The following is a 21959-nucleotide window of genomic DNA, read 5'->3' as shown; positions in this document are numbered from 1 at the left end:
AATTACTCGGTGACGAACTTCGCGCTCACATACGGCGAATAATCCGGCAGCACCGTTTCAACCTTCCCTTGTTCCTTCAAGAATTTCGCGGTCTCACCAATCGCCTTCGCCGTGCCGCCGTCCAGCAGTGCGCTGGTCTTTTGCGCCTTGGCGTCCGGGAAGTCGGAGCCGGCCAGCAGTTCCGGCACGTCAGCGGCGTTGGCACCGGTCAGTTTGGCGATTTTTTGCACGGGTAGTGAGTCAGCGGTCCAGCTGTCCTTGTGCGCGGCATAGTCGGCAAAAGAGTCCAGGGTGACCTTGGCGAACCTGGCGACCACTTCCGGATGCTTCTCGGCGTAGTCCTTGCGCGCCACCCACACTTCGAAGGTGGGAGCTCCCCATTGGCCGACCTGTGCGGCATCCGTCAAGGTCTTGCCAGTCTTGCGAATTTCACCCAGGGCCGGCGACCAGACGAACGCCCCATCGATGTCTCCACGTTTCCAGGCCGCGGCGATTTCCGCCGGTTGCAGGTTCACCACTTTGACTTTCGAGATGTCCAGGCCCCAGTGCTTCAGTGCACCCAGCAGGCTGTAGTGGGAGGTCGAGACGAACGGCGTCGCGATGGTTTTGCCGATCAGATCTTCCGGTTTGTTGATGCCGCTGCCGTCGCGCACCACCAGGGCTTCGGCCGCATTGATCTGGGCGGACACAATGAACGCGACGATCGGAAGCTTGCGCGAGGCTGCCGCAGCCAGTGGGCTGGAACCCAGATTGCCGATCTGCACATCGCCGGAGGCAATCGCGGTGACGACTTCCGGACCGCTATTGAAACGACGCCAGTCGATTTTCTCGCCGATGGTTTTTTCGTAAATGCCGTCGGCCTGGGGGACTTTGCTCGGGTCGATTCCAGTCTGGTAGCCCACTGTGAGATTTGCCGCATAAGTGGAAAAAGAATGTGCCAGCAACACACAAACTGTAACAATTGGTCTGGATAGTTCGCGCTTGAATCGCATGGGGGGCGGCCTTTGCGTAAAGGAATTGTTTCCGAAGTGAGTCAACGCTAAATGATCTAAAAAACGACCAATAAATACCATTTAGGAATTAGCTTATGAGTCGACCGCTCTAGGCTGGGGTAGTGCGCGGCGGTGAGTTAAATTCCTAAAAGGTATGAGAAAAGAATTGGTCTATTCTTTTCAGGTTTGTGACAGTTTCATGACCTGCAGGGACCAAAAAAACGGGCATTAGACTATGGTCGTAGACACACATGGTTACGATTGACTTGTGGGTCACGGTACGGCGCTAATCGCGCATCTTAGGAATCGGGGCATCGACTCTGAGCCAGGAACACAAGAATTAGAAACGAGAGGAGCTAAACAATGAACAAGTCCACCTTGGCATTGGCCGTGGCGGTTGGGGTTTTGGCGCAGCAGGCAGGCGCAGCAGGTTTCCTGGAAGACAGCAAGGCTTCCGTCAGTTCCCGGACCATGTATTACGACGCCGATGTCCGTGAAGGCGCCAGCACTGCTGCGAACCGTCAGCGAGAAACTGCTGAGGGTCTGAAGTTCGATTACCTGTCCGGCTTCACTCAGGGAACAGTTGGTTTCGGTATCGATGCTCAGGCGCTGGTCGGCATCCACCTGGATGGCGGCAGGGGTCACCACCCGCTGGGTAACAGCAACTCCTTCTTCCCAAGCGACGGCGACAGGTCTGCCGACGAGTGGAGCCGTCTGGATGCCAACGTCAAGGCGCGTTTCTCCAAGACTGAGGCCCACTTGGGTGGCGGCCTGGCACCTAACCTGCCGATCCTGATTGCGAACGACAGCCGTCTGCTGCCGCAGACCTTCGAAGGTGGCACCATCTCCTCGAAGGAAATCGACAACGTGACCTTCAACCTGGGTCAACTGGAGCACGCGTCGGGTCGCGCTTCCTCCAACGACACGGGCATGGCAGTGGCTGGCGGTACCCAGGACAGCAACAAGTTCCGTTACGCCGGTGCTGACTGGAAGGTCACCAAAGACCTGTTGCTGCAGTACTACTATGCGAACCTGGAAGACTACTACAAGCAGAACTTCCTCGGCCTGGTGCACGTCTACCCGATCGCGGCGAACCAGTCGTTCAAGACTGATCTTCGTTATTTCGACAGCAGTTCCGATGGCAAGAACGGCGATCCTGGCTACTTCTTCAACAACAACGGTGGTTATGCCAAGAACATAAACGAGGTCGATAACAAGACCTGGAGCGCGACGTTCACCTACACCCTGGGGGGCAGTGCGTTCCTGCTTGGCCATCAGCGTGTCAATGATGACGGCGGCTTCGTTTTCTTGAACCAGGGAAGCTTGATCGATAGTAACGGTCGTCCAGAAGGTGCCGGTGGCTCCAGCTTCTACTCATTCACCGACGCCACCGTGGGCAGCTTCATCCGTGCCGGTGAAAACACCAGCTACGGTCAGTACTCCTATGACTTCGCGTCATTGGGTGTGCCAGGCTTGAAAGCTTCGGCTGCGTACTTGTATGGCCGGGACATCAAGGCTAAGTCCGGCGTGGGTGATGATCTGAACGAGCGGGAAACTGACCTGCGCGTAGACTACGTGATTCAAACGGGTCCACTGAAAGGGTTTGGCACGACGCTGCGTCACGGTGCTTATCGTGGCAACACCAACCCTGACCAGGACCAGACCCGTCTGATCTTCAACTACACCTACAGCTTCCTGTAATACGCGCCACCCAAAGAAAACCTCGCCCATCGGCGAGGTTTTTTTTTTGCGCTGCGTTTTATATTCCATAAACAATGCACATGATGATTTTTTATTCTTTTTAGCTTTTTCTCCAAGCGCATAAAGTAGGCGCATCCGACTCGCCATGCGTCTCGGATTTGGCGATTTCACCCCTCGACAAACCAACCATCAAGGAATTGGCCTGTCAGCCGATACCTCGGTTTCGTGCTGCGGATGTATATAGCCAAATGGCATTAAAAGTAATTGGGTAATTCTTTTAAGGTTTATGTCGAGGTATCCTGTAGCAATGAAAACCCCGATTTAGAGCGGTTGACGCGATTGGCGCGTCTGCGGATCCAGGGCGTACGACCCAGGACCAGCAACAGAAAAATTAGAATCAATAGGAGCGAAACAATGAACAAGTCCACCTTGGCCCTGGCTGTGGCCGTAGGGGTTTTGGCGCAGCAGGCAAGCGCCGCCGGTTTCATCGAAGACAGCAAGGCCACCCTGGGTCTGCGTAACTTCTACATCAACACCGACAACCGCGATGGCCAGCCATCGGCGACGTCCAACACCCGTAACAAGAACGCCGAATGGGGCCAGGGCTTCGATCTGCGCTTCATCTCCGGTTACACCCAGGGCACTGTCCAGTTCGGTGTTGATGCAATCGGCCTGTACGGCGTGCGTCTGGACTCCAGCCGTGCAGAGCACGGTAACTACACCGGCACGGCTTCGGGCGGTACCGTTTTCCCTAGCGATGGCAACGAAGCTGTGAATGATTTCGCCAGCCTGGGCGTGACCGGCAAGGCCAGGATCTCCCAGACCGAGCTGAAAATCGGCACCCTGCAACCCAACAACCCGGTCATCAAATACAACGATGGTCGTCTGTTGCCACAAACCTTCCAGGGCGGCGCGATCACCTCGAACGAGATCAAGGACCTGACCCTGACCGCTGGGCAAATCGAGCACGCCAAAGGCCGTAACTCCAGCAACAATGAAGGCTTGTCCATCGCGGGTGCCAACGGCAGCTCGAACTATGACGCTGGTGAATTCGTCAACAAGTTCTACTACGGCGGCGCTGACTACAAAATCACCAAAGACCTGACCGCTTCGTACTACTACGGCAACCTGGAAGACTTCTACAAACAACACTTCCTGGGTCTGGTGCACAACTGGGCCATCGGCCCGGGCGTGTTGAAGTCTGACTTCCGTTATTTCCATAGCTCGGACGACGGTGCCAACGGCAGCGATCCGCTTTACTACAGCTCTGGCAACTACAGCGGCGTGGCTAACGGTAAAGGCAAGGTCGACAACAACCTCTACAGCGGCCTGTTCCTGTACAGCGTTGCCGGTCACACCTTCGGTGGCGGTTACCAGGTCAGCAACGGCAGCAGTGACTTCCCTTGGCTGAACCAGGGCGACGGTTCGTCGAACTACACCATCACCGACTCGCAAATCCAGAAGTTCAGCCGTGCCGGCGAGCGCACCTGGCAAGCCCGTTACTCGTATGACTTCGCCACCGTCGGCGTGCCTGGCCTGACGGCGGGTGTGGTTTACCTGCATGGCGATAACATCGACACCGTTAACGCACGCGGTGGCGAAGCGGCTAACGGCGCTACGGAGTGGGAGCGTGACCTGAGCGTTGGTTATGTGGTCCAGTCGGGCGCACTGAAGAACCTGGGCGTGGCGTGGAAAAACGCCACCTGGCGCACCGATCTGCCGAGCACCCGCTCGCAGGACGAAAACCGCCTGATCGTCAGCTACTCGATCCCGCTGTTGTAACAGCGAGTGGGAGCGAGCCTGCTCGCGAAGGTGTCGTCTCAGCCACAAACGTGCTGAATGACGCACGCCTTCGGGAGTAAGCCGTGACCAACCAAAAAAAAGCCCCGCCCGGCATCTCGCCGGGCGGGGCTTTTGCGTTTTCAAGGCGGGCTCACCCCCGCAAACCCGCCTTGAAACTCCCCTTTTTTGCAGCAACTCAAGGCCTTCTCGAACCTCGGTGGCGATGTTCGGCGGGATGGGCAGGCACGTCCAGTGAACAGATCTTTAATATTACTTATGGATATAAATAAATCGATATTTATTCTTTTTAATAGATAAAAAACGCAGGCACAGTTGAGCTCATCAAGCACTCACAAGGAGCAGCACCATGAGCCTCAGACTCGGCGATATCGCCCCCGATTTCGAACAGGATTCAAGTGCCGGCACCATCCGGTTCCACCAGTGGCTGGGCGACAGCTGGGGTGTGCTGTTTTCCCATCCGGCGGACTTCACGCCGGTGTGCACCACCGAACTGGGATTCACGGCCAGGCTCAAGGATGAGTTCGACAAGCGTGGGGTCAAGACCATTGCGCTGTCCGTCGACCCGGTGGATTCGCATCACAAGTGGATCGAAGACATCAACGAAACCCAGAACACGGTGGTCACCTTTCCGATCCTCGACGATGCCGACCGCAAGGTCTCGGACCTGTACGACCTGATCCACCCCAACGCCAACGACACCCTCACGGTGCGCTCGCTGTTCGTGATCGACCCGAATAAAAAGGTCCGGTTGACCATCACCTACCCGGCGAGCACCGGCCGCAACTTCCATGAAATCCTGCGGGTGATCGACTCGCTGCAACTCACCGACAACTACAAGGTGGCCACCCCGGCCAACTGGCAGGACGGTGATGAGGTGGTGATTGTGCCGTCGCTCAAGGATGAAGACGAAATCAAGCAACGCTTTCCCAAGGGCTACCGCGCCGTCAAACCTTACTTGCGCCTGACACCGCAGCCCAATCGGTGAGTCACCAACATTGATGGTGTGGCTGATGTCGCCATCGCGAGCAAGCTCGCTCCCACAATTGATCGCGTAACCCCGTGGGAGCGAGCTTGCTCGCGATGGCGACCGAACAGGTGCAACAGAATCCAGAGTACAAAGCAGGGGATTTCAGGCCGTTTCGACGGCCTTTTTTTTCGCCTGGAAGAAATGGATTTATATATCTCTTAATTGCATAACCAAATGAATAAATATGATTTATGGATATATAAATCACCTGTTAAGGTCACTCCATCGAAGCGAGATCGCAAACCGCGAATCGCCCCCACCGTTCAAGGAATCGTCTGAATGCTGGTCGTCTCACTCGGTGGCAGTCCCAGCCAACGCTCCCGTTCCGGGGTGCTGCTGGGCCGCTCCCAGCGTTGGTTACAAGAGCAAGGCGTGGAAGTGGTGAGTTATCAGGTACGGGACTTCCCGGCCGAAGACTTGCTGCATGCACGCTTCGACAGCCCGAAGGTGATCGACCTGTTGCAACAGATTGAAAACGCCGACGGTCTGCTGATCGCCACACCGGTGTACAAGGCGTCGTTCTCCGGAGCGTTGAAAACCGTACTGGATTTGCTGCCCGAGCGCGCGTTGAGTCACAAGGTGGTTCTGCCAATGGCAACCGGGGGCAGCATCGCCCACATGCTGGCGGTGGATTACGCACTCAAGCCGGTGTTGTCGGCCTTGAAGGCCCAGGAAATGCTCCACGGCATTTTCGCGGTGGACAGCCAGATCGCCTACGGCGAAGGCAGCGCGCTGGCGCAATTGGCGCCGGAGCTGGAGCAAAGACTGATCGAATCGCTGGAGCTGTTTTTCAGCGCCATGGCCCGACGGCCCAAGCCGCTCGATCCGAACCTGTTGAATGAACGTTTGTTGAGTGCTCGCTGGAGCATTTAAGCCCCACCCGACATTGATGTACTGGCCTTACTCGCCCGCTAACGGGCAAGCAGGTGCAGCCAAAACCCAACTGCAAAAAAGGAGAGCGCCATGCGCCCTGTTATTTTGCGTCGTGGTCTGGTCGCTCTGTTTGCAGCGGCTGTAGCCTTCGGCGCCATTACTCAAGCTCAAGCTGAAACATTGCGAATCGGCTATCAGAAATACGGCACCCTGGTGCTGCTCAAAGCCAAAGGCTCTCTGGAAAAACGCCTCGCCGCCCAAGGCGTGGACGTGCAATGGACTGAATTCCCCGGCGGCCCGCAACTGCTCGAAGGCCTGAACGTCGGTTCCATTGACTTCGGCGTCACCGGCGAAACCCCGCCCGTGTTCGCTCAGGCGGCGGGCGCTGATTTGCTTTACGTCGCCTACGAACCCCCAGCCCCTCACAGTGAAGCGATCCTGGTACCGAAGGACTCGGCGATCAAATCGGTGGCGGATCTCAAGGGCAAGAAAGTCGTCCTGAACAAAGGCTCCAACGTGCACTACCTGCTGGTTCGCGCGCTGGAAGACGCCGGCCTCAAGTACACCGACATCCAGACCGTGTTCCTGCCGCCGGCCGATGCCCGCGCTGCGTTCGAACGTGGCAGCGTCGATGCCTGGGTCATCTGGGACCCGTACCAGGCAGCCGCCGAACAACAACTGCAGGCGCGCACCCTGCGCGATGGCCAAGGCATCGTCGACAACCATCAGTTCTACCTGGCGACCAAGCCTTACGCACAGAAAAATCCTGAGGTGATCAAGACCCTGGTGGAAGAAGTGCGCGCCGTCGGCGAGTGGTCCAAAGCCAATCCACAAGAGGTGACCCAACAAGTGTCGCCACTGCTCGGCCTGCCGGCGGACATCACCCTGACCTCGGTGAAACGCCAGGGCTACGGCGCATTGTTCCTGACCCCCGACGTGGTCGCCGCGCAACAGAAAATCGCCGACAGCTTCTACCAGCTCAAGCTGATTCCCAAGCCGTTGAGCATCAAAGACGTGATCTGGACGCCACCGGCAGCCGTTGCCAAAGCACAGTAATTCGATCCCCCAAGGAGACCACTCCATGAGCCTCAATATCTTCTGGTTCCTGCCAACCCACGGCGACGGCCATTACCTTGGCACCGCCGAAGGCGCTCGCGCCGTCGACCACGGTTACCTGCAGCAAGTCGCGCAAGCGGCGGATCGCCTGGGCTTCGGCGGGGTGCTGATTCCCACCGGTCGCTCCTGCGAAGACTCGTGGCTGGTGGCGGCGTCGCTGATCCCGGTGACCCAGCGTTTGAAATTCCTTGTCGCCCTGCGCCCCGGGATTATTTCCCCGACGGTGGCCGCGCGTCAGGCCGCGACGCTGGATCGCCTGTCCGGCGGACGTGCGCTGTTTAACCTGGTGACGGGCGGTGATCCGGAGGAGTTGGCCGGCGATGGTCTGTTCCTCAGTCATGAAGAGCGCTATCAGGCTTCGGTGGAATTCACCCGCATCTGGCGCCGCGTGCTGGAAGGCGAAACTGTTGATTACGATGGTCAGCACATCAGCGTGAAGGGAGCCAAATTGCTCTATCCGCCGATTCAGCAACCGCGTCCGCCGCTGTACTTCGGCGGCTCCTCGGAAGCGGCGCAGGACCTGGCGGCAGAGCAGGTTGAAATGGTGCTGACCTGGGGCGAACCACCCGCCGCCGTTGCCGAGAAGATTGAGCAGGTACGCGCCAAAGCCGCGAAACTCGGCCGTACCGTGCGCTTTGGCATTCGCCTGCATGTGATCGTGCGCGAAACCAACGCCGAGGCCTGGCAAGCGGCGGACCGCCTGATTTCGCATCTGGACGACGACACCATCGCTCGCGCCCAGGCTTCCCTGGCGCGCTTCGATTCGGTCGGCCAGCAGCGCATGGCCGCGTTGCACGGTGGCAGTCGCGACAACCTGGAAGTCAGCCCCAACCTGTGGGCCGGTGTTGGCCTGGTTCGCGGCGGTGCCGGTACGGCGCTGGTGGGCGATGGTCCGACCGTGGCCGCTCGCGTGAAGGAGTACGCGGACCTGGGCATCGACACCTTCATCTTCTCCGGTTATCCACACCTGGAAGAGTCGTATCGCGTAGCCGAGTTGCTGTTCCCGCACCTCGATATCGAGCGTCCAGAGCTGCCGAAAAGCGCCGGTTACGTCAGCCCGTTCGGCGAGATGGTGGCCAACGACATTCTTCCCAAAGCCGCGTCCCAGAGCTGAGGCGCGCCATGAAGAAAATTATCCACAGTCTCGCGCCCTGGGCGTTGCCGGTGTTGCTGCTGGCGGTGTGGCAGTTGTCGGTATCGGCGGGCTGGTTGTCGACTCGGATTCTGCCGGCACCGATCGCCGTGATCGAAGCCGGGGTGAGCCTGGTGCGCAGTGGCGAAATCTGGACACACCTGGCGATCAGCGGCTGGCGTGCCGCACTGGGTTTCACCATCGGCGGCAGCATCGGCCTGACCCTGGGTTTCATCACCGGACTGTCGAAATGGGGTGAACGCCTGCTCGACAGCTCGGTGCAGATGATCCGCAACGTGCCGCACCTGGCGCTGATCCCGTTGGTGATTCTGTGGTTCGGCATCGACGAGTCGGCGAAGATTTTCCTGGTGGCGCTGGGCACCTTGTTCCCGATCTACCTCAACACTTACCACGGCATCCGCAACGTCGATCCGGCGTTGGTGGAGATGTCGCGCAGTTATGGTTTGTCCGGTTTCAGCCTGTTCCGTCAGGTGATTCTGCCGGGGGCGCTGCCGTCGATCCTGGTCGGCGTGCGCTTCGCCTTGGGCTTCATGTGGTTGACGCTGATCGTCGCCGAGACCATTTCCGCCAGTTCGGGCATTGGCTATCTGGCGATGAACGCCCGGGAGTTTCTGCAGACCGACGTGGTGGTGCTGGCGATTCTGCTGTACGCCGTGCTCGGCAAACTGGCCGACCTCGCCGCCCGTGGACTTGAGCGTGTGTGGCTGCGCTGGCATCCGGCCTATCAAGTCGCCAAGGGAGGTGCCGCATGACCGCACAGCAACCTCCACGCCTGCTGCGCGGCATCCCGCTGGCGGTGCGCAATCTGCAAAAAACCTTCGGCTCGCGACAGGTGTTGCGTGACATCGACCTGCACATTCCGGCAGGCCAGTTTGTGGCTGTGGTCGGTCGTAGCGGCTGCGGCAAGAGCACCTTGCTGCGCTTGCTCGCGGGCCTTGATCAGCCTTCCGGCGGTGAATTGCTGGCCGGCGCCGCGCCGCTCAGTGATGCGCGGGAAGACACACGCTTGATGTTCCAGGAAGCGCGTCTGCTGCCATGGAAACGGATCATCGACAACGTCGGCCTCGGGCTCAAGGGTAATTGGCGACCACAAGCACTGGAAGCCCTGGAAGCGGTCGGCCTGGCGGATCGCGCCAACGAGTGGCCGGCGGCGCTGTCCGGAGGGCAGAAGCAACGCGTCGCCTTGGCCCGTGCGCTGATCCATCAACCGCGCCTGCTGTTGCTCGACGAGCCGTTGGGCGCGCTGGATGCGCTGACCCGAATCGAAATGCAGCAACTGATCGAACGGCTTTGGCAGCAGCACGGTTTCACCGTGTTGCTGGTGACCCACGACGTCAGTGAAGCGGTGGCGATTGCCGATCGGGTGATCTTGATCGAAGACGGCGAAGTCGGCCTCGACCTGCAGGTGGAACTGCCGCGCCCCCGGGTTCGCGGCTCCCATCGGCTGGCGGCGCTGGAAACCGAAGTGCTCAACCGTGTGCTGTCACTGCCCGGCCAACCGCCGGAGCCGGAACCTGTTTCACCCTTGCCTACGCAGTTGCGTTGGGCTCAATAACTCAAGTCTTATCCAACGACAGGAATCAACATCATGACGATCAAAGCCATCAACGTTCGCAACCAGTTCAAAGGCTCCATCAAGGAAATCGTTCTCGGCGACGTGCTGTCGGAAATCGACGTGCAAACCGCTTCCGGCATCGTCACTTCGGTGATCACCACGCGTTCGGTGAAAGAGCTGGAGCTGGCCGTCGGCAGCGAAGTGATCGCATTCGTGAAATCCACCGAGGTGTCGATCGCCAAGTTGTAAGCCGTGCGCGCAAACAACAACCCCGAAGGGTTTGAGCCCTTCGGGGTTTTTTGTTCGTTAAAGATCGCGCTTGGGCAGATAGGGCGGCAAATACAGCCCAAGGTAAGCATCAAACACCCGCATCCCTTCTTCAGCCATGCGCGGCGTGATCTGTCCATGCTGCTGGACCGAACGCGCATAGACCCGATCGCCGAGCTCCATGGCCAGCGCAAATACATCGACATCGCCCGGCAGCTTCGGCAGTTCGAAGTGGTGGTCGAACAGTTTGTGCATCAGGTCGCCCAATTCGATGTCGTGCTGACGATCGGCCTGGGTGACCTCGGTCAGGCCGTGTTGGGCAAGAATGAGTTGGCGGGCGGCGGCGTCTTCACTGTAGATCTCGAGCATGCGCTGTTCTACCAGGCGCGACAGATCCCGCCAGCTGCTCAGCGCCTGATGGTCGATGGGCGCTTGCAGGCAGGCGCGGAACGCGGCGTGGACATCGGCGGTCAGGGCTTCGAGCAGGGCCGGGACGCTGGCGAAGAAGTGGTAGACGGAGGAGGGCGGGATCTCCGCACGCTCAGCCACGCTGTAGATCGACAGACTGGCCACGCCCTCGGCGGCCAGCAGCGTGCGGGCCGCATCGAGTATCGAATCGATCCGGGCCTGGCTGCGTGCGCGGGGTTTGCGGGGGGTGGCTACGCGTGTCATTGAGGTCTCCTGCGGGGCAGCGGGCATTGTACGAGCGGGGTTGCGTGTTGTCTCGTCGGCCGCCATCGCTGGCAAGCCAGCTCCCACAGAAATTTCCGGTGTACACGGAATTTATGTTCACTGGAGATCAACTGGGGGTGGCTGGCTTGCCAGCGATCCGCCGCAGGCGGCCATAAAAAAACGCCGCAAGCTGTAAAGCCTGCGGCGTTCTTTTTTACTGCAATCGCTTACACGGTATGCAGGTACCAGTTGTACTCGAGGTCGGAGATGGAGTGTTCGAACTCTTCCAGCTCGCTCTCTTTACAGGCCACGAAGATATCGATGTATTTCGGATCGATGTACTTGGCCATGACTTCGCTGTCGTCCAGCTCGCGCAAGGCATCGCGCAGGTTGTTCGGCAGGCTTTGCTCGTTCTGCTCGTAGCTGTTGCCTTCCACTGGCGCGCCCGGCTCGATCTTGTTGACCAGGCCGTGGTGCACGCCTGCCAGGACCGAAGCCATCAGCAGGTAAGGGTTGGCGTCGGCGCCGGCCACGCGGTGTTCCAGGCGGACCGCGTCGGCGGAACCGGTCGGCACGCGCAGGGCGACAGTGCGGTTGTCCAGGCCCCAGCTTGGCGAGTTCGGCACGTAGAACTGTGCGCCGAAACGACGGTAGGAGTTGACGTTCGGGCAGAGGAAAGCCATCTGCGCCGGTAGGGTCTCGAGCACACCGCCGATCGCGTGACGCAGTGCGGCGTTCTGCTCGGGATCCTCACTGGCAAAAATGTTTTTGCCGTCTTTGTCGAGAATCGAGATGTGGACGTGCAGACCATTGCCTGCCTGGCCTGGATAAGGCTTGGCCATGAAGGTGGTGTCCATTTCATGGTCGTAGGCGATGTTCTTGATCAGGCGCTTGAGCAGGACCGCGTAGTCGCATGCCTTGATCGGGTCGGCCACGTGGTGCAGGTTCACTTCGAACTGCGCCGGGGCACTTTCCTTGACGATGGCGTCGGCCGGGATGCCTTGTTCTTTCGCGCCTTCCAGAATGTCCTGGAGGCAGTCGACGTATTCGTCGAGGTCGTCGATCAGGTAAACCTGCGTCGAGTGCGGGCGTTTGCCGGAGATCGGCGAGCGCGGTGGTTGTGGGCGGCCGTTCACGTTCTCCTGGTCAATCAGGTAGAACTCCAGTTCGAATGCGGCGCAGATGGTCAGGCCCAGCTCATCGAACTTGGTTACGACTTGTCGCAGCACTTCGCGCGGGTCGGCGAAGAAAGGGTCACCTTCGAGTTCGTGCATGGTCATCAACAGTTGCGCGGTCGGGCGCTTCTGCCATGGCTCATTGCACAGGGTGTCGGGGATTGGATAGCAGATTCGGTCAGCATCGCCGATGTCCAGGCCCAGGCCGGTGCTTTCCACCGTAGAGCCATTGATATCCAGAGCAAATAGAGAGGCCGGCAGGTTGATGCCTTTCTCGTAAACCTTGTGGAGGCTGGTGCGTTCGATGCGCTTGCCGCGCACCACACCATTCATATCCGCAATCAGAAGGTCAACGTACAGAACCTCAGGATGTTCCTTAAGGAACGCGTTCGCTTCGTTAAGCTGAACGGCACGCGGGGGTACCGACATGATGCAACACCTTTGTTGTTAAAAATATCAATCATTGATCTCTTCGGATTCCAGTCAACCCGAACGGCATGCCGAAGTCAAGCGAGGCCGTTTTTGCCCTAAAAAAGCGCTCGTGTGGCTTTTTTGAAGCACTTTGGGGCGTTTTTATGCCCTTGAGCGCTATGCCGTATGCAGGCTTGAGCGGGCCGTGTTGTATTTTTTACGGGGGTGTTGTGTAAAAAAATGAACAAGGCTAAGCTCGAATCAAACCCATAACAGCAATAATACCGGGGTGCTTCATGTCTCGCCTGCCGTTAATCGGCGTCACCGACTGCTCTAGGCAGATCGGTCTGCATGCTTATCACATCAGTGGCGACATTGACGTCAGCGTCGCAGCCTTCACGGCTCCGGGACTGCCGGTGATTCTTCCGTCCCTGGCGAGTCGACCATTGGCGTCCGATATTCTGGACAGCCCTGATGTCACCCCCATTACGGTTACTCCATTCAATATAGAACCGATTCACAATAGCGGCGCCTCCATTGCCTTGGGCACCGCTTGCGATTCTGCACGCCCGGTATTTGCCGCGTGGTGCGAAAAAACACGATAGCCTTTCGTACACTGGAATTTCAACGCGACGCCGATGCGTCAAACATCGCCTGACTCATGCAAGAGTCGGGAAACTCAAAGCCTAGAGGCATTTATGAGTAACAACCTCGACCAGCTCACCGATTGGTTGAAAGACCACAAGATCACAGAAGTCGAATGCATGATCGCCGACTTGACCGGGATCACCCGGGGCAAGATTTCGCCGACCAACAAATTCATCGCGGAAAAAGGCATGCGCCTGCCAGAGAGCGTGCTGCTGCAGACCGTGACCGGCGATTACGTCGAAGACGACATCTATTACGAGCTGCTTGATCCGGCCGACATCGACATGGTCTGCCGTCCCGACCAGAACGCGGTGTACCTGGTGCCTTGGGCCATCGAGCCCACCGCTATCGTCATTCACGACACCTACGACAAGCAAGGCAACCCGATCGAGCTGTCGCCGCGCAACGTGCTGAAGAAAGTCCTGAAACTCTATTCCGACAAGGGCTGGCAGCCCATCGTCGCGCCGGAAATGGAGTTCTACCTGACCAAGCGCAGCGATGACCCGGATTACCCGCTGCAGCCGCCGATTGGCCGTTCCGGACGCCCTGAAACCGGTCGCCAATCGTTTTCCATTGAAGCGGCCAACGAATTCGATCCGCTGTTCGAAGACGTCTATGACTGGTGCGAGCTGCAGGACCTGGACCTCGACACGCTGATCCACGAGGACGGCACGGCGCAGATGGAAATCAACTTCCGTCACGGTGATGCCCTGTCCCTGGCCGACCAGATCCTGGTGTTCAAGCGCACGATGCGCGAAGCGGCGCTCAAGCATGACGTGGCCGCCACTTTCATGGCCAAGCCCATGACCGGCGAGCCGGGCAGTGCCATGCACTTGCACCAGAGCATCATCGACATCGAAACCGGCAAGAACATCTTCTCCAATGAAGACGGGACCATGAGCCAGTTGTTCCTGCACCACATCGGTGGCTTGCAGAAACTGATTCCCGAGCTGTTGCCGCTGTTCGCACCCAACGTCAACTCGTTCCGCCGCTTCCTGCCGGACACTTCGGCACCGGTGAACGTGGAATGGGGCGAAGAGAACCGCACCGTGGGCCTGCGGGTTCCGGATGCCGGGCCGCAGAACCGTCGGGTGGAAAACCGCCTGCCGGGCGCCGATGCCAACCCGTACCTGGCGATCGCCGCGAGCCTGCTCTGCGGTTACATCGGCATGGTCGAAGGCCTGAACCCGAGTGCTCCGGTGGTGGGCCGTGGCTATGAGCGCCGCAACCTGCGCCTGCCACTGACCATCGAGGACGCGCTGGAACGCATGGAAAACAGCGCGGCCATCGCGAAATACCTGGGCAAAAATTTCATCACTGGCTACGTCGCGGTCAAGCGGGCCGAGCATGAAAACTTCAAGCGCGTGATCAGTTCGTGGGAACGGGAATTCCTGCTTTTTGCCGTCTGACGCGCCGGGCGTCGTTGTGATCAAACGGCGCCTCCACCTGATTTTTTTAGGAGATTGGTATGACCAGCAACAACCCGCAAACCCGTGAATGGCAAGCCCTGAGCAGTGACCACCACCTGGCCCCGTTCAGCGACTTCAAGCAGTTGAAAGAGAAAGGCCCGCGGATCATCACCAACGCCAAAGGCGTTTACCTGTGGGACAGCGAAGGCAACAAGATCCTCGACGGCATGGCCGGCCTGTGGTGCGTGGCCATCGGTTACGGTCGCGATGAACTGGCCGATGCCGCCAGCAAGCAAATGCGCGAACTGCCGTACTACAACCTGTTCTTCCAGACCGCTCACCCGCCGGTGCTGGAACTGGCCAAGGCCATCGCCGATATCGCGCCTGAAGGCATGAACCACGTGTTCTTCACCGGTTCCGGCTCTGAAGGCAACGACACCATGCTGCGTATGGTTCGCCACTATTGGGCGATCAAGGGCCAGCCGAACAAGAAAGTCATCATCAGCCGCAAGAACGGCTATCACGGTTCCACCGTGGCCGGCGCGAGCCTGGGTGGCATGACCTACATGCACGAACAAGGCGACTTGCCGATCCCGGGCATCGTCCACATCGCCCAGCCGTACTGGTTCGCCGAAGGCGGCGACATGACGCCGGAAGAGTTCGGTGTCTGGGCGGCCAACCAGCTCGAAGAGAAAATTCTGGAAATCGGCGTCGACAACGTGGGCGCCTTTATTGCCGAACCGATCCAGGGCGCCGGCGGCGTGATCATTCCGCCAGACACCTACTGGCCGCGCATCAAGGAAATCCTCGCCAAGTACGACATCCTGTTCGTGGCAGACGAAGTGATCTGTGGTTTCGGCCGCACCGGCGAGTGGTTCGGTTCCGATTTCTACGGCCTCAAGCCCGACATGATGACCATCGCCAAAGGCCTGACCTCCGGCTACATCCCCATGGGTGGCCTGATCGTGCGCGACGAAGTGGTGGCAGTGCTCAATGAAGGCGGCGATTTCAACCACGGTTTCACGTACTCCGGTCACCCGGTGGCGGCTGCGGTGGCGCTGGAAAACATCCGCATCCTGCGCGACGAAAAAATTATCGAGCGCGTGCACAACGAAACGGCACCGTATTTGCAGAAACGCTTGCGGGAACTGAATGATCACCCATTGGTGGGCGAAGTTCGTGGTGTGGGTCTGTTGGGGGCTATCGAGCTGGTGCAGGACAAGGCCACTCGCAAGCGCTACGAAGGCAAGGGCGTTGGCATGATCTGCCGGCAGTTCTGCTTCGACAACGGCCTGATCATGCGCGCCGTGGGCGATACCATGATCATCGCTCCGCCGCTGGTGATCACACTGGCGGAAATCGATGAGCTAGTGACCAAGGCACGCAAGTGCCTGGACCTGACCCTGAGTGCATTGCAGGGCTAAGTGCTAGGCTCTGAGCGCAAGTATGAAACTTTCGCTCAGAGCAGCCATAAAGGGTGGCCTTTTGTTGAAAGACCGCCTCGGAACTTGCCAGACTAGCCGCGGTTCCAGTTGCCCGGGTTCGGCCGCTGAACTTAGTGGTTCAAAAAAGAAAAATTTGGAGCATCACGCATGAAGGCATTAGGCAAAAAGTTTGCTGGCAAGACTCTTCTCGCCATGTCCCTGATGGGCATTATGGCGGGCGCGGTTCAGGCCGATGACAAAGTTCTGCACGTGTACAACTGGTCCGACTACATTGCTCCGGACACCATCGCGAACTTCGAAAAAGAGTCCGGCATCAAAGTCGTGTATGACGTTTTCGACAGTAACGAAACCCTGGAAGCGAAGTTGCTGGCAGGCAAGTCCGGCTACGACATCGTTGTACCGTCGAACAACTTCCTGGCCAAGCAGATCAAGGCCGGTGTTTACCAGAAGCTGGACAAGTCCAAGCTGCCTAACTGGAAAAACCTGAACCCGGACCTGCTCAAGGCCGTATCGGTGAGCGACCCAGGCAACGAACACGCCTTCCCGTACATGTGGGGTTCGATCGGTATCGGCTTCAACGCCGAGAAGGTCAAGGCTGCACTGGGTGCCGACGCACCGACCAACTCCTGGGATCTGATCTTCAAGCCTGAAAACGCCGCCAAGCTGAAGTCGTGCGGTATCAGCCTGCTGGATTCGCCAACCGAGATGATTCCGGTGGCGCTGCATTACCTGGGCCTGCCAACCGACAGCCAGAAGAAAGAAGACATCGACAAGGCTCAGGCGCTGCTGCTCAAGGTTCGTCCTTCGATCGCCTACTTCCACTCTTCCAAGTACATCTCCGACCTGGCCAACGGCAACATCTGCGTAGCCGTGGGTTATTCGGGGGACGTGTACCAGGCCAAGTCCCGCGCGGCTGAAGCCGGTGACAAGGTGAAAGTCAGCTACAACATCCCGAAAGAAGGTGCGGGCAGCTTCTACGACATGGTCGCCATCCCTAAAGATGCCGAAAACGTCGAAGGCGCCTACAAATTCATGACCTACCTGCAGAAGCCGGAAGTCATGGCTGCAATCACCAACGCCGTGCGCTTCCCGAACGGTAACGCGGCTGCCACGCCACTGGTTGATAAAGACATCACCAGCGATCCAGGCATCTACCCGCCAGCGGACGTGCAGGCCAAGCTGTACGCGATTGCCGACTTGCCGGCCGCGACCCAGCGGATCCTGACTCGCAGTTGGACCACGATCAAATCCGGTAAGTAATGGGTAAAACCTTGTAGGAGTGAGCTTGCTCGCGATGAGTCTGATAGCACCGCGAGGTGTCAGGCACCCAGCGTCATCCTTGACGGCCATTGCGAGCGGGCTCGCTCCTACAGGTATCTGCATAAAAGTTTTGCTGGAACGGTTTTTCGAGGGTAAGTTGCGCGCCGGTTTTGTTGCCAGGCAGCCATGGCTGTCATGTAACGCGGGGCAACTTGGGCCCAACTAATTTTAGAGGACCTCCACTTGCCTATTTTTTCTTTTTTGCGCAATGCCTTGCTGGCTGCTGCCGGGTTGACGCTTGCCGTCAATGCCCAGGCCGCCGGTACCGTGCATGTTTATAATTGGTCGGATTACATCGGGCAGACCACCCTGGCGGACTTTCAGAAAGAGACCGGCATTAAACCGGTTTATGACGTTTTCGACTCCAACGAAACCCTGGAAGGCAAGTTGCTGGCCGGGCGCACCGGGTACGACGTGGTCGTGCCGTCCAACCACTTCCTTGGCAAGCAGATCAAGGCCGGCGCTTTCCAGAAGCTCGACAAGAAACTGCTGACGAACTACGGCAACCTTGATGCGGTGCTGCTCAAGCGCCTGGAGCAGAACGATCCGGGTAACCAGTACGCCGTACCGTACCTCTGGGGCACCAACGGCATCGGCTACAACGTCGACAAGATCAAGGCCGTGCTGGGCGTCGATTCGATCGATTCCTGGGCGGTGTTGTTCGAGCCGGAAAACATCAAGAAACTGCAGAGCTGCGGTGTAGCGTTCCTCGACTCCGCTGACGAAATGATGCCCACCGTTCTCAACTACATGGGCCTGAACGCCAACAGCACCAACCCCGAAGATTACAAAAAGGCTGAAGCCAAGTTGCTGGCGGTGCGGCCTTACGTGACCTACTTCCATTCGTCGAAATACATCACCGACCTGGCCAACGGCGATATCTGCATCGCGGTCGGCTTCTCCGGCGACATGTTCCAGGCACGCAACCGTGCCGAAGAAGCCAAGAAGGGCGTGAAGATCGCCTACACCATTCCCAAAGAAGGTGGCGCACTATGGTTCGACATGCTGGCGATTCCGAAGGATTCGGCCAACGTCAAAGAGGCCCACGCGTTCATCAACTATTTGCTGAAACCTGAGGTTATCGCCCAGGTCAGTGATTACGTCGGCTACGCCAACCCTAACCCGGGGTCGGACAAACTGATGGAACAGTCCATTCGCACCGACGAAGCGGTTTATCCACCGCAAGCCGTGCTCGACAAGACTTACGTGTCTATCGAGTTACCACCAAACATTCAACGTTTGATGACCCGCAGCTGGACCAAGGTCAAGTCGGGTAAATAGCTTCAAGGCTCAAACTATCCAAGGTTGGCTCACCTTGAGCGAACTGCACTCTTTTTTTCTGGGAGTTTCGTAAATGGCAGTTGCCTCCGGCGCCTATAAGAAAGCCCTCGAGGGCGACCAGTCACCTAAACAGGTGCTGGTCAAAATCGACCGGGTCACGAAGAAGTTCGACGAGACGATTGCCGTGGACGATGTGTCCCTGGAAATCAAGAAAGGCGAGATTTTCGCCCTGCTCGGCGGTTCGGGATCGGGCAAATCCACCTTGCTGCGTATGCTCGCGGGTTTCGAGCGTCCAACCGAAGGACGGATCTTCCTCGATGGCGTAGACATCACCGACATGCCGCCGTACGAGCGGCCGATCAACATGATGTTCCAGTCCTACGCATTGTTCCCGCACATGACCGTGGCGCAGAACATCGCCTTCGGCCTCAAGCAGGACAAGCTGCCGGCCGCTGAAATCGATGCACGCGTGGCCGACATGCTCAAGCTGGTGCAGATGAGCCAATACGCCAAGCGCAAACCCCATCAATTGTCCGGTGGTCAGCGTCAGCGTGTTGCCCTGGCCCGTTCCCTGGCCAAGCGTCCGAAGCTGCTGTTGCTCGACGAACCGATGGGCGCACTGGACAAGAAGCTGCGTTCGCAAATGCAGCTGGAGCTGGTGGAGATCATCGAACGCGTCGGCGTAACCTGCGTCATGGTGACCCACGACCAGGAAGAGGCCATGACCATGGCCGAGCGCATCGCGATCATGCACCTGGGCTGGATCGCCCAGATCGGCAGCCCGATCGACATCTACGAAACCCCGACCAGCCGCCTGGTCTGCGAATTCATCGGCAACGTCAACATCTTCGACGGTGAAGTGATCGACGATGCCGAAGGCCACGCGACCATCACCTGCAAGGACCTGGACCGCCAGATCTATGTCGGCCACGGCATCAGCACCTCGGTGCAGGACAAGTCCGTGACCTACGCGATTCGTCCGGAAAAGCTGCTCGTGACCCCGACCATGCCGACCTGCGAATACAACTGGTCCAGCGGCAAGGTGCACGACATCGCCTACCTGGGCGGTCACTCGGTGTTCTACGTTGAACTGCCGAGCGGCAAGATCGTCCAGTCCTTCGTCGCCAACGCCGAACGCCGTGGCCAGCGGCCGACCTGGGGTGATCAGGTGTACGTGTACTGGGAAGACGACAGCGGCGTGGTACTTCGCTCATGAACATGCGCAAACTCAAACGCCGCTTCAGTCGAATAATTCCCGGTGGCCGCCAGTTGGTCATCGGGGTTCCCTTCATCTGGCTGTTCCTGTTCTTCATGCTGCCGTTCTTCATCGTCCTGAAGATCAGCTTCGCCGAAGCCGACGTGGCCATTCCGCCGTACACCGAGATCTACAGCTACGCCGAGCAGAAATTGCAGCTGCTGCTGAACCTGGGCAACTACGCGACGCTGGCTGGCGACGAGCTGTACATCGCCGCCTACCTCGGCTCGCTGAAGATGGCGTTTTTCAGCACCATCCTCTGTCTGCTGATCGGCTATCCGATGGCCTACGCCATCGCCAGCGCCCGTAAAGAGCTGCAAACGGTGCTGGTGCTGCTGATCATGATGCCGACCTGGACCGCGATCCTGATCCGCGTGTATGCGTGGATGGGCATCCTCAGCAACAACGGTCTGCTCAACGGTTTCCTGATGAGCATGGGCTGGATCAACGAACCGCTGCAGATCCTCAACACCAACCTGGCGGTCTACATCGGCGTGGTTTATTCCTACCTGCCGTTCATGATCCTGCCGCTCTACGCCAACCTGGTGAAGCACGATCAAAGCCTGCTGGAAGCCGCGTCGGACCTGGGTTCGAGCAACTTCAACAGCTTCTGGAAGATCACGATTCCGCTGTCGAAAAACGGCATCATCGCCGGCTGCATGCTGGTGTTCATCCCGGTGGTGGGCGAGTTCGTGATCCCGGAACTGCTCGGTGGTCCGGAAACCCTGATGATCGGTAAAGTGCTCTGGCAAGAGTTCTTCAACAACCGAGACTGGCCGGTGGCTTCTTCCCTGGCGGTAGTGATGCTGGCGATCCTGATTGTGCCGATCATTCTCTTCAACCGCAGTCAGGCCAAGGAAATGGAGGGTAAAGAATGAAGCGCTTCCGTTTCTCCAGCTTGATGCTGGTATTGGGTCTGCTGTTCATTTATGCGCCGATGCTGATCCTGGTGATCTACTCGTTCAACGCCTCGAAACTGGTGACGGTGTGGGGCGGCTGGTCGATCAAGTGGTACGTCGGCCTGCTCGACAACACGCAACTGATGGGCTCGGTGGTGCGCTCGCTGGAAATCGCCTGCTACACGGCGGTGGCGGCGGTGGCACTGGGTACGCTGGCAGCGTTCGTCCTGACCCGTATTACTCACTTCAAGGGCCGTACGCTGTTCGGCGGCCTGGTGACCGCGCCGCTGGTCATGCCCGAGGTGATCACCGGTCTGTCGCTGTTGCTGCTGTTCGTGGCCATGGCGCAGATGATCGGCTGGCCGCAGGAACGCGGCATCGTCACCATCTGGATCGCTCACACCACGTTCTGTGCGGCGTATGTGGCGGTGGTGGTCTCGGCGCGTTTGCGTGAGCTGGACCTGTCCATCGAAGAAGCGGCCATGGACCTCGGTGCTCGGCCATGGAAGGTGTTCTTCCTGATCACCATTCCGATGATCGCGCCATCCCTGGGCGCGGGCGGCATGATGTCCTTCGCCCTGTCCCTGGATGACCTGGTGTTGGCGAGCTTCGTGTCGGGTCCGGGGTCCACGACCCTGCCGATGGAAGTGTTCTCGGCGGTACGCCTGGGCGTGAAGCCGGAGATCAACGCCGTGGCCAGCCTGATTCTGCTGGCGGTATCGCTGATGACGTTCCTGGTGTGGTTCTTCAGCCGCCGCGCCGAAGAAAGCCGCAAGCGGGCGATTCAGCAGGCCATCGAAGAAGGCGCTGCCGATTCGTGGAAGCAACCGGACGTGCGTCGCGCGCAGGCACCGGAAGCGGCTTGAGCTTGATGTCGGGTTGGCCACAATTTCGTGGCCGCCCCTGATCCACTGTAAGAGCGAGCCTGCTCGCGATGGACTCCCAGTCGACCTCTTC

20 protein-coding genes are annotated in these 21959 nt (G+C 58.7%); 17 read left to right on the top strand and 3 right to left on the bottom strand.

What is annotated here, in order from left to right; genetic code table 11:
• Positions 1-2: 2 nt before the first annotated feature.
• Positions 3-992 carry a taurine ABC transporter substrate-binding protein gene (gene tauA / locus F7R06_RS03985; RefSeq protein WP_090326359.1) on the bottom strand — a complete coding sequence of 330 codons (990 nt, stop codon included), beginning with the start codon at positions 990-992 and terminating at the stop codon, positions 3-5.
• A gap of 363 nt (positions 993-1355) precedes the next feature.
• Between tauA and F7R06_RS03980 the strand changes: the two genes are divergently transcribed.
• The 9 genes from F7R06_RS03980 to F7R06_RS03940 all read left to right on the top strand — a co-directional run bounded on the left by F7R06_RS03980 (position 1356) and on the right by F7R06_RS03940 (position 10469).
• Positions 1356-2693 (top strand): OprD family outer membrane porin, encoded by a 1338-nt coding sequence (locus F7R06_RS03980; protein WP_090326356.1) that lies wholly within the window; start codon positions 1356-1358, stop codon positions 2691-2693.
• 414 nt (positions 2694-3107) lie between these two features.
• A complete protein-coding gene (locus F7R06_RS03975; protein ID WP_090326354.1) occupies positions 3108-4475 on the top strand; it encodes an OprD family porin in 1368 nt (455 codons plus the stop codon).
• 367 nt (positions 4476-4842) lie between these two features.
• Complete coding sequence (locus tag F7R06_RS03970; protein ID WP_090326351.1) at positions 4843-5481, top strand: peroxiredoxin; 639 nt, start codon at positions 4843-4845, stop codon at positions 5479-5481.
• Between the two features lie 321 nt (positions 5482-5802).
• Positions 5803-6396 carry an NADPH-dependent FMN reductase gene (gene ssuE / locus F7R06_RS03965; RefSeq protein WP_090326347.1) on the top strand — a complete coding sequence of 198 codons (594 nt, stop codon included), beginning with the start codon at positions 5803-5805 and terminating at the stop codon, positions 6394-6396.
• Positions 6397-6486: 90 nt separating this feature from the next.
• Positions 6487-7452 carry a sulfonate ABC transporter substrate-binding protein gene (locus F7R06_RS03960; RefSeq protein ID WP_090326344.1) on the top strand — a complete coding sequence of 322 codons (966 nt, stop codon included), beginning with the start codon at positions 6487-6489 and terminating at the stop codon, positions 7450-7452.
• A gap of 25 nt (positions 7453-7477) precedes the next feature.
• The gene (gene ssuD / locus F7R06_RS03955) at positions 7478-8626 is read left to right on the top strand and encodes an FMNH2-dependent alkanesulfonate monooxygenase (RefSeq protein ID WP_007939251.1); all 1149 of its coding nucleotides are present in this window, start codon (positions 7478-7480) and stop codon (positions 8624-8626) included.
• Positions 8627-8634: 8 nt separating this feature from the next.
• Positions 8635-9417, top strand: a complete 783-nt coding sequence (gene ssuC / locus F7R06_RS03950) for an aliphatic sulfonate ABC transporter permease SsuC (RefSeq protein ID WP_047534732.1) — start codon at positions 8635-8637, stop codon at positions 9415-9417.
• Positions 9414-10220, top strand: a complete 807-nt coding sequence (gene ssuB, locus F7R06_RS03945; RefSeq protein ID WP_090326342.1) for an aliphatic sulfonates ABC transporter ATP-binding protein — start codon at positions 9414-9416, stop codon at positions 10218-10220. Before ssuC ends, ssuB begins: the two co-directional genes overlap by 4 nt.
• 33 nt (positions 10221-10253) lie before the next feature.
• Positions 10254-10469: a TOBE domain-containing protein gene (locus F7R06_RS03940; protein WP_007967989.1), complete on the top strand. Its 216-nt coding sequence runs from the start codon at positions 10254-10256 to the stop codon at positions 10467-10469.
• Between the two features lie 57 nt (positions 10470-10526).
• Here F7R06_RS03940 and F7R06_RS03935 read toward each other — a convergent pair whose 3' ends face one another.
• On the bottom strand, positions 10527-11159 hold the full coding sequence (locus F7R06_RS03935; protein WP_090326339.1) for a TetR/AcrR family transcriptional regulator: 633 nt from the start codon (positions 11157-11159) through the stop codon (positions 10527-10529).
• A 227-nt stretch (positions 11160-11386) separates the two neighbouring features.
• Complete coding sequence (locus tag F7R06_RS03930; RefSeq protein WP_090326336.1) at positions 11387-12763, bottom strand: glutamine synthetase family protein; 1377 nt, start codon at positions 12761-12763, stop codon at positions 11387-11389.
• A gap of 278 nt (positions 12764-13041) precedes the next feature.
• Between F7R06_RS03930 and F7R06_RS03925 the strand changes: the two genes are divergently transcribed.
• From F7R06_RS03925 to F7R06_RS03890, 8 genes are all read left to right on the top strand, one after another.
• A complete protein-coding gene (locus tag F7R06_RS03925) occupies positions 13042-13350 on the top strand; it encodes a glutamine amidotransferase (protein ID WP_170288740.1) in 309 nt (102 codons plus the stop codon).
• A 93-nt stretch (positions 13351-13443) separates the two neighbouring features.
• Complete coding sequence (locus tag F7R06_RS03920) at positions 13444-14802, top strand: glutamine synthetase family protein (RefSeq protein WP_090326334.1); 1359 nt, start codon at positions 13444-13446, stop codon at positions 14800-14802.
• A gap of 59 nt (positions 14803-14861) precedes the next feature.
• Complete coding sequence (locus F7R06_RS03915) at positions 14862-16226, top strand: aspartate aminotransferase family protein (RefSeq protein WP_090326331.1); 1365 nt, start codon at positions 14862-14864, stop codon at positions 16224-16226.
• 168 nt (positions 16227-16394) lie between these two features.
• Positions 16395-17507, top strand: a complete 1113-nt coding sequence (locus F7R06_RS03910; RefSeq protein ID WP_090326329.1) for a polyamine ABC transporter substrate-binding protein — start codon at positions 16395-16397, stop codon at positions 17505-17507.
• 243 nt (positions 17508-17750) lie between these two features.
• Complete coding sequence (locus F7R06_RS03905; RefSeq protein WP_090326327.1) at positions 17751-18848, top strand: polyamine ABC transporter substrate-binding protein; 1098 nt, start codon at positions 17751-17753, stop codon at positions 18846-18848.
• 73 nt (positions 18849-18921) lie between these two features.
• Positions 18922-20064 (top strand): ABC transporter ATP-binding protein, encoded by a 1143-nt coding sequence (locus F7R06_RS03900; protein WP_090326325.1) that lies wholly within the window; start codon positions 18922-18924, stop codon positions 20062-20064.
• A 35-nt stretch (positions 20065-20099) separates the two neighbouring features.
• The gene (locus tag F7R06_RS03895; RefSeq protein ID WP_174552510.1) at positions 20100-20981 is read left to right on the top strand and encodes an ABC transporter permease subunit; all 882 of its coding nucleotides are present in this window, start codon (positions 20100-20102) and stop codon (positions 20979-20981) included.
• Complete coding sequence (locus F7R06_RS03890) at positions 20978-21868, top strand: ABC transporter permease subunit (RefSeq protein ID WP_090326320.1); 891 nt, start codon at positions 20978-20980, stop codon at positions 21866-21868. The genes F7R06_RS03895 and F7R06_RS03890 overlap by 4 nt, the downstream gene beginning before the upstream one ends.
• Positions 21869-21959 lie beyond the last annotated feature (91 nt).

It is taken from the genome of Pseudomonas moorei (assembly GCF_008801475.1).
Classification (GTDB): domain Bacteria; phylum Pseudomonadota; class Gammaproteobacteria; order Pseudomonadales; family Pseudomonadaceae; genus Aquipseudomonas; species Aquipseudomonas moorei.
The sequence above is the reverse complement of the archived record's forward strand: the minus strand, read 5'-3'. Positions and strand labels throughout refer to the sequence as shown.

Excerpts from the sequence above, each read along its gene's own strand:
- tauA (WP_090326359.1), bottom strand. The coding sequence starts at position 992 with ATGCGATTCAAGCGCGAACTATCCAGACCAATTGTTACAGTTTGTGTG.
- F7R06_RS03980 (WP_090326356.1), top strand. The coding sequence starts at position 1,356 with ATGAACAAGTCCACCTTGGCATTGGCCGTGGCGGTTGGGGTTTTGGCG.
- F7R06_RS03975 (WP_090326354.1), top strand. The coding sequence starts at position 3,108 with ATGAACAAGTCCACCTTGGCCCTGGCTGTGGCCGTAGGGGTTTTGGCG.
- F7R06_RS03970 (WP_090326351.1), top strand. The coding sequence starts at position 4,843 with ATGAGCCTCAGACTCGGCGATATCGCCCCCGATTTCGAACAGGATTCA.
- ssuE (WP_090326347.1), top strand. The coding sequence starts at position 5,803 with ATGCTGGTCGTCTCACTCGGTGGCAGTCCCAGCCAACGCTCCCGTTCC.
- F7R06_RS03960 (WP_090326344.1), top strand. The coding sequence starts at position 6,487 with ATGCGCCCTGTTATTTTGCGTCGTGGTCTGGTCGCTCTGTTTGCAGCG.
- ssuD (WP_007939251.1), top strand. The coding sequence starts at position 7,478 with ATGAGCCTCAATATCTTCTGGTTCCTGCCAACCCACGGCGACGGCCAT.
- ssuC (WP_047534732.1), top strand. The coding sequence starts at position 8,635 with ATGAAGAAAATTATCCACAGTCTCGCGCCCTGGGCGTTGCCGGTGTTG.
- ssuB (WP_090326342.1), top strand. The coding sequence starts at position 9,414 with ATGACCGCACAGCAACCTCCACGCCTGCTGCGCGGCATCCCGCTGGCG.
- F7R06_RS03940 (WP_007967989.1), top strand. The coding sequence starts at position 10,254 with ATGACGATCAAAGCCATCAACGTTCGCAACCAGTTCAAAGGCTCCATC.
- F7R06_RS03935 (WP_090326339.1), bottom strand. The coding sequence starts at position 11,159 with ATGACACGCGTAGCCACCCCCCGCAAACCCCGCGCACGCAGCCAGGCC.
- F7R06_RS03930 (WP_090326336.1), bottom strand. The coding sequence starts at position 12,763 with ATGTCGGTACCCCCGCGTGCCGTTCAGCTTAACGAAGCGAACGCGTTC.
- F7R06_RS03925 (WP_170288740.1), top strand. The coding sequence starts at position 13,042 with ATGTCTCGCCTGCCGTTAATCGGCGTCACCGACTGCTCTAGGCAGATC.
- F7R06_RS03920 (WP_090326334.1), top strand. The coding sequence starts at position 13,444 with ATGAGTAACAACCTCGACCAGCTCACCGATTGGTTGAAAGACCACAAG.
- F7R06_RS03915 (WP_090326331.1), top strand. The coding sequence starts at position 14,862 with ATGACCAGCAACAACCCGCAAACCCGTGAATGGCAAGCCCTGAGCAGT.
- F7R06_RS03910 (WP_090326329.1), top strand. The coding sequence starts at position 16,395 with ATGAAGGCATTAGGCAAAAAGTTTGCTGGCAAGACTCTTCTCGCCATG.
- F7R06_RS03900 (WP_090326325.1), top strand. The coding sequence starts at position 18,922 with ATGGCAGTTGCCTCCGGCGCCTATAAGAAAGCCCTCGAGGGCGACCAG.
- F7R06_RS03890 (WP_090326320.1), top strand. The coding sequence starts at position 20,978 with ATGAAGCGCTTCCGTTTCTCCAGCTTGATGCTGGTATTGGGTCTGCTG.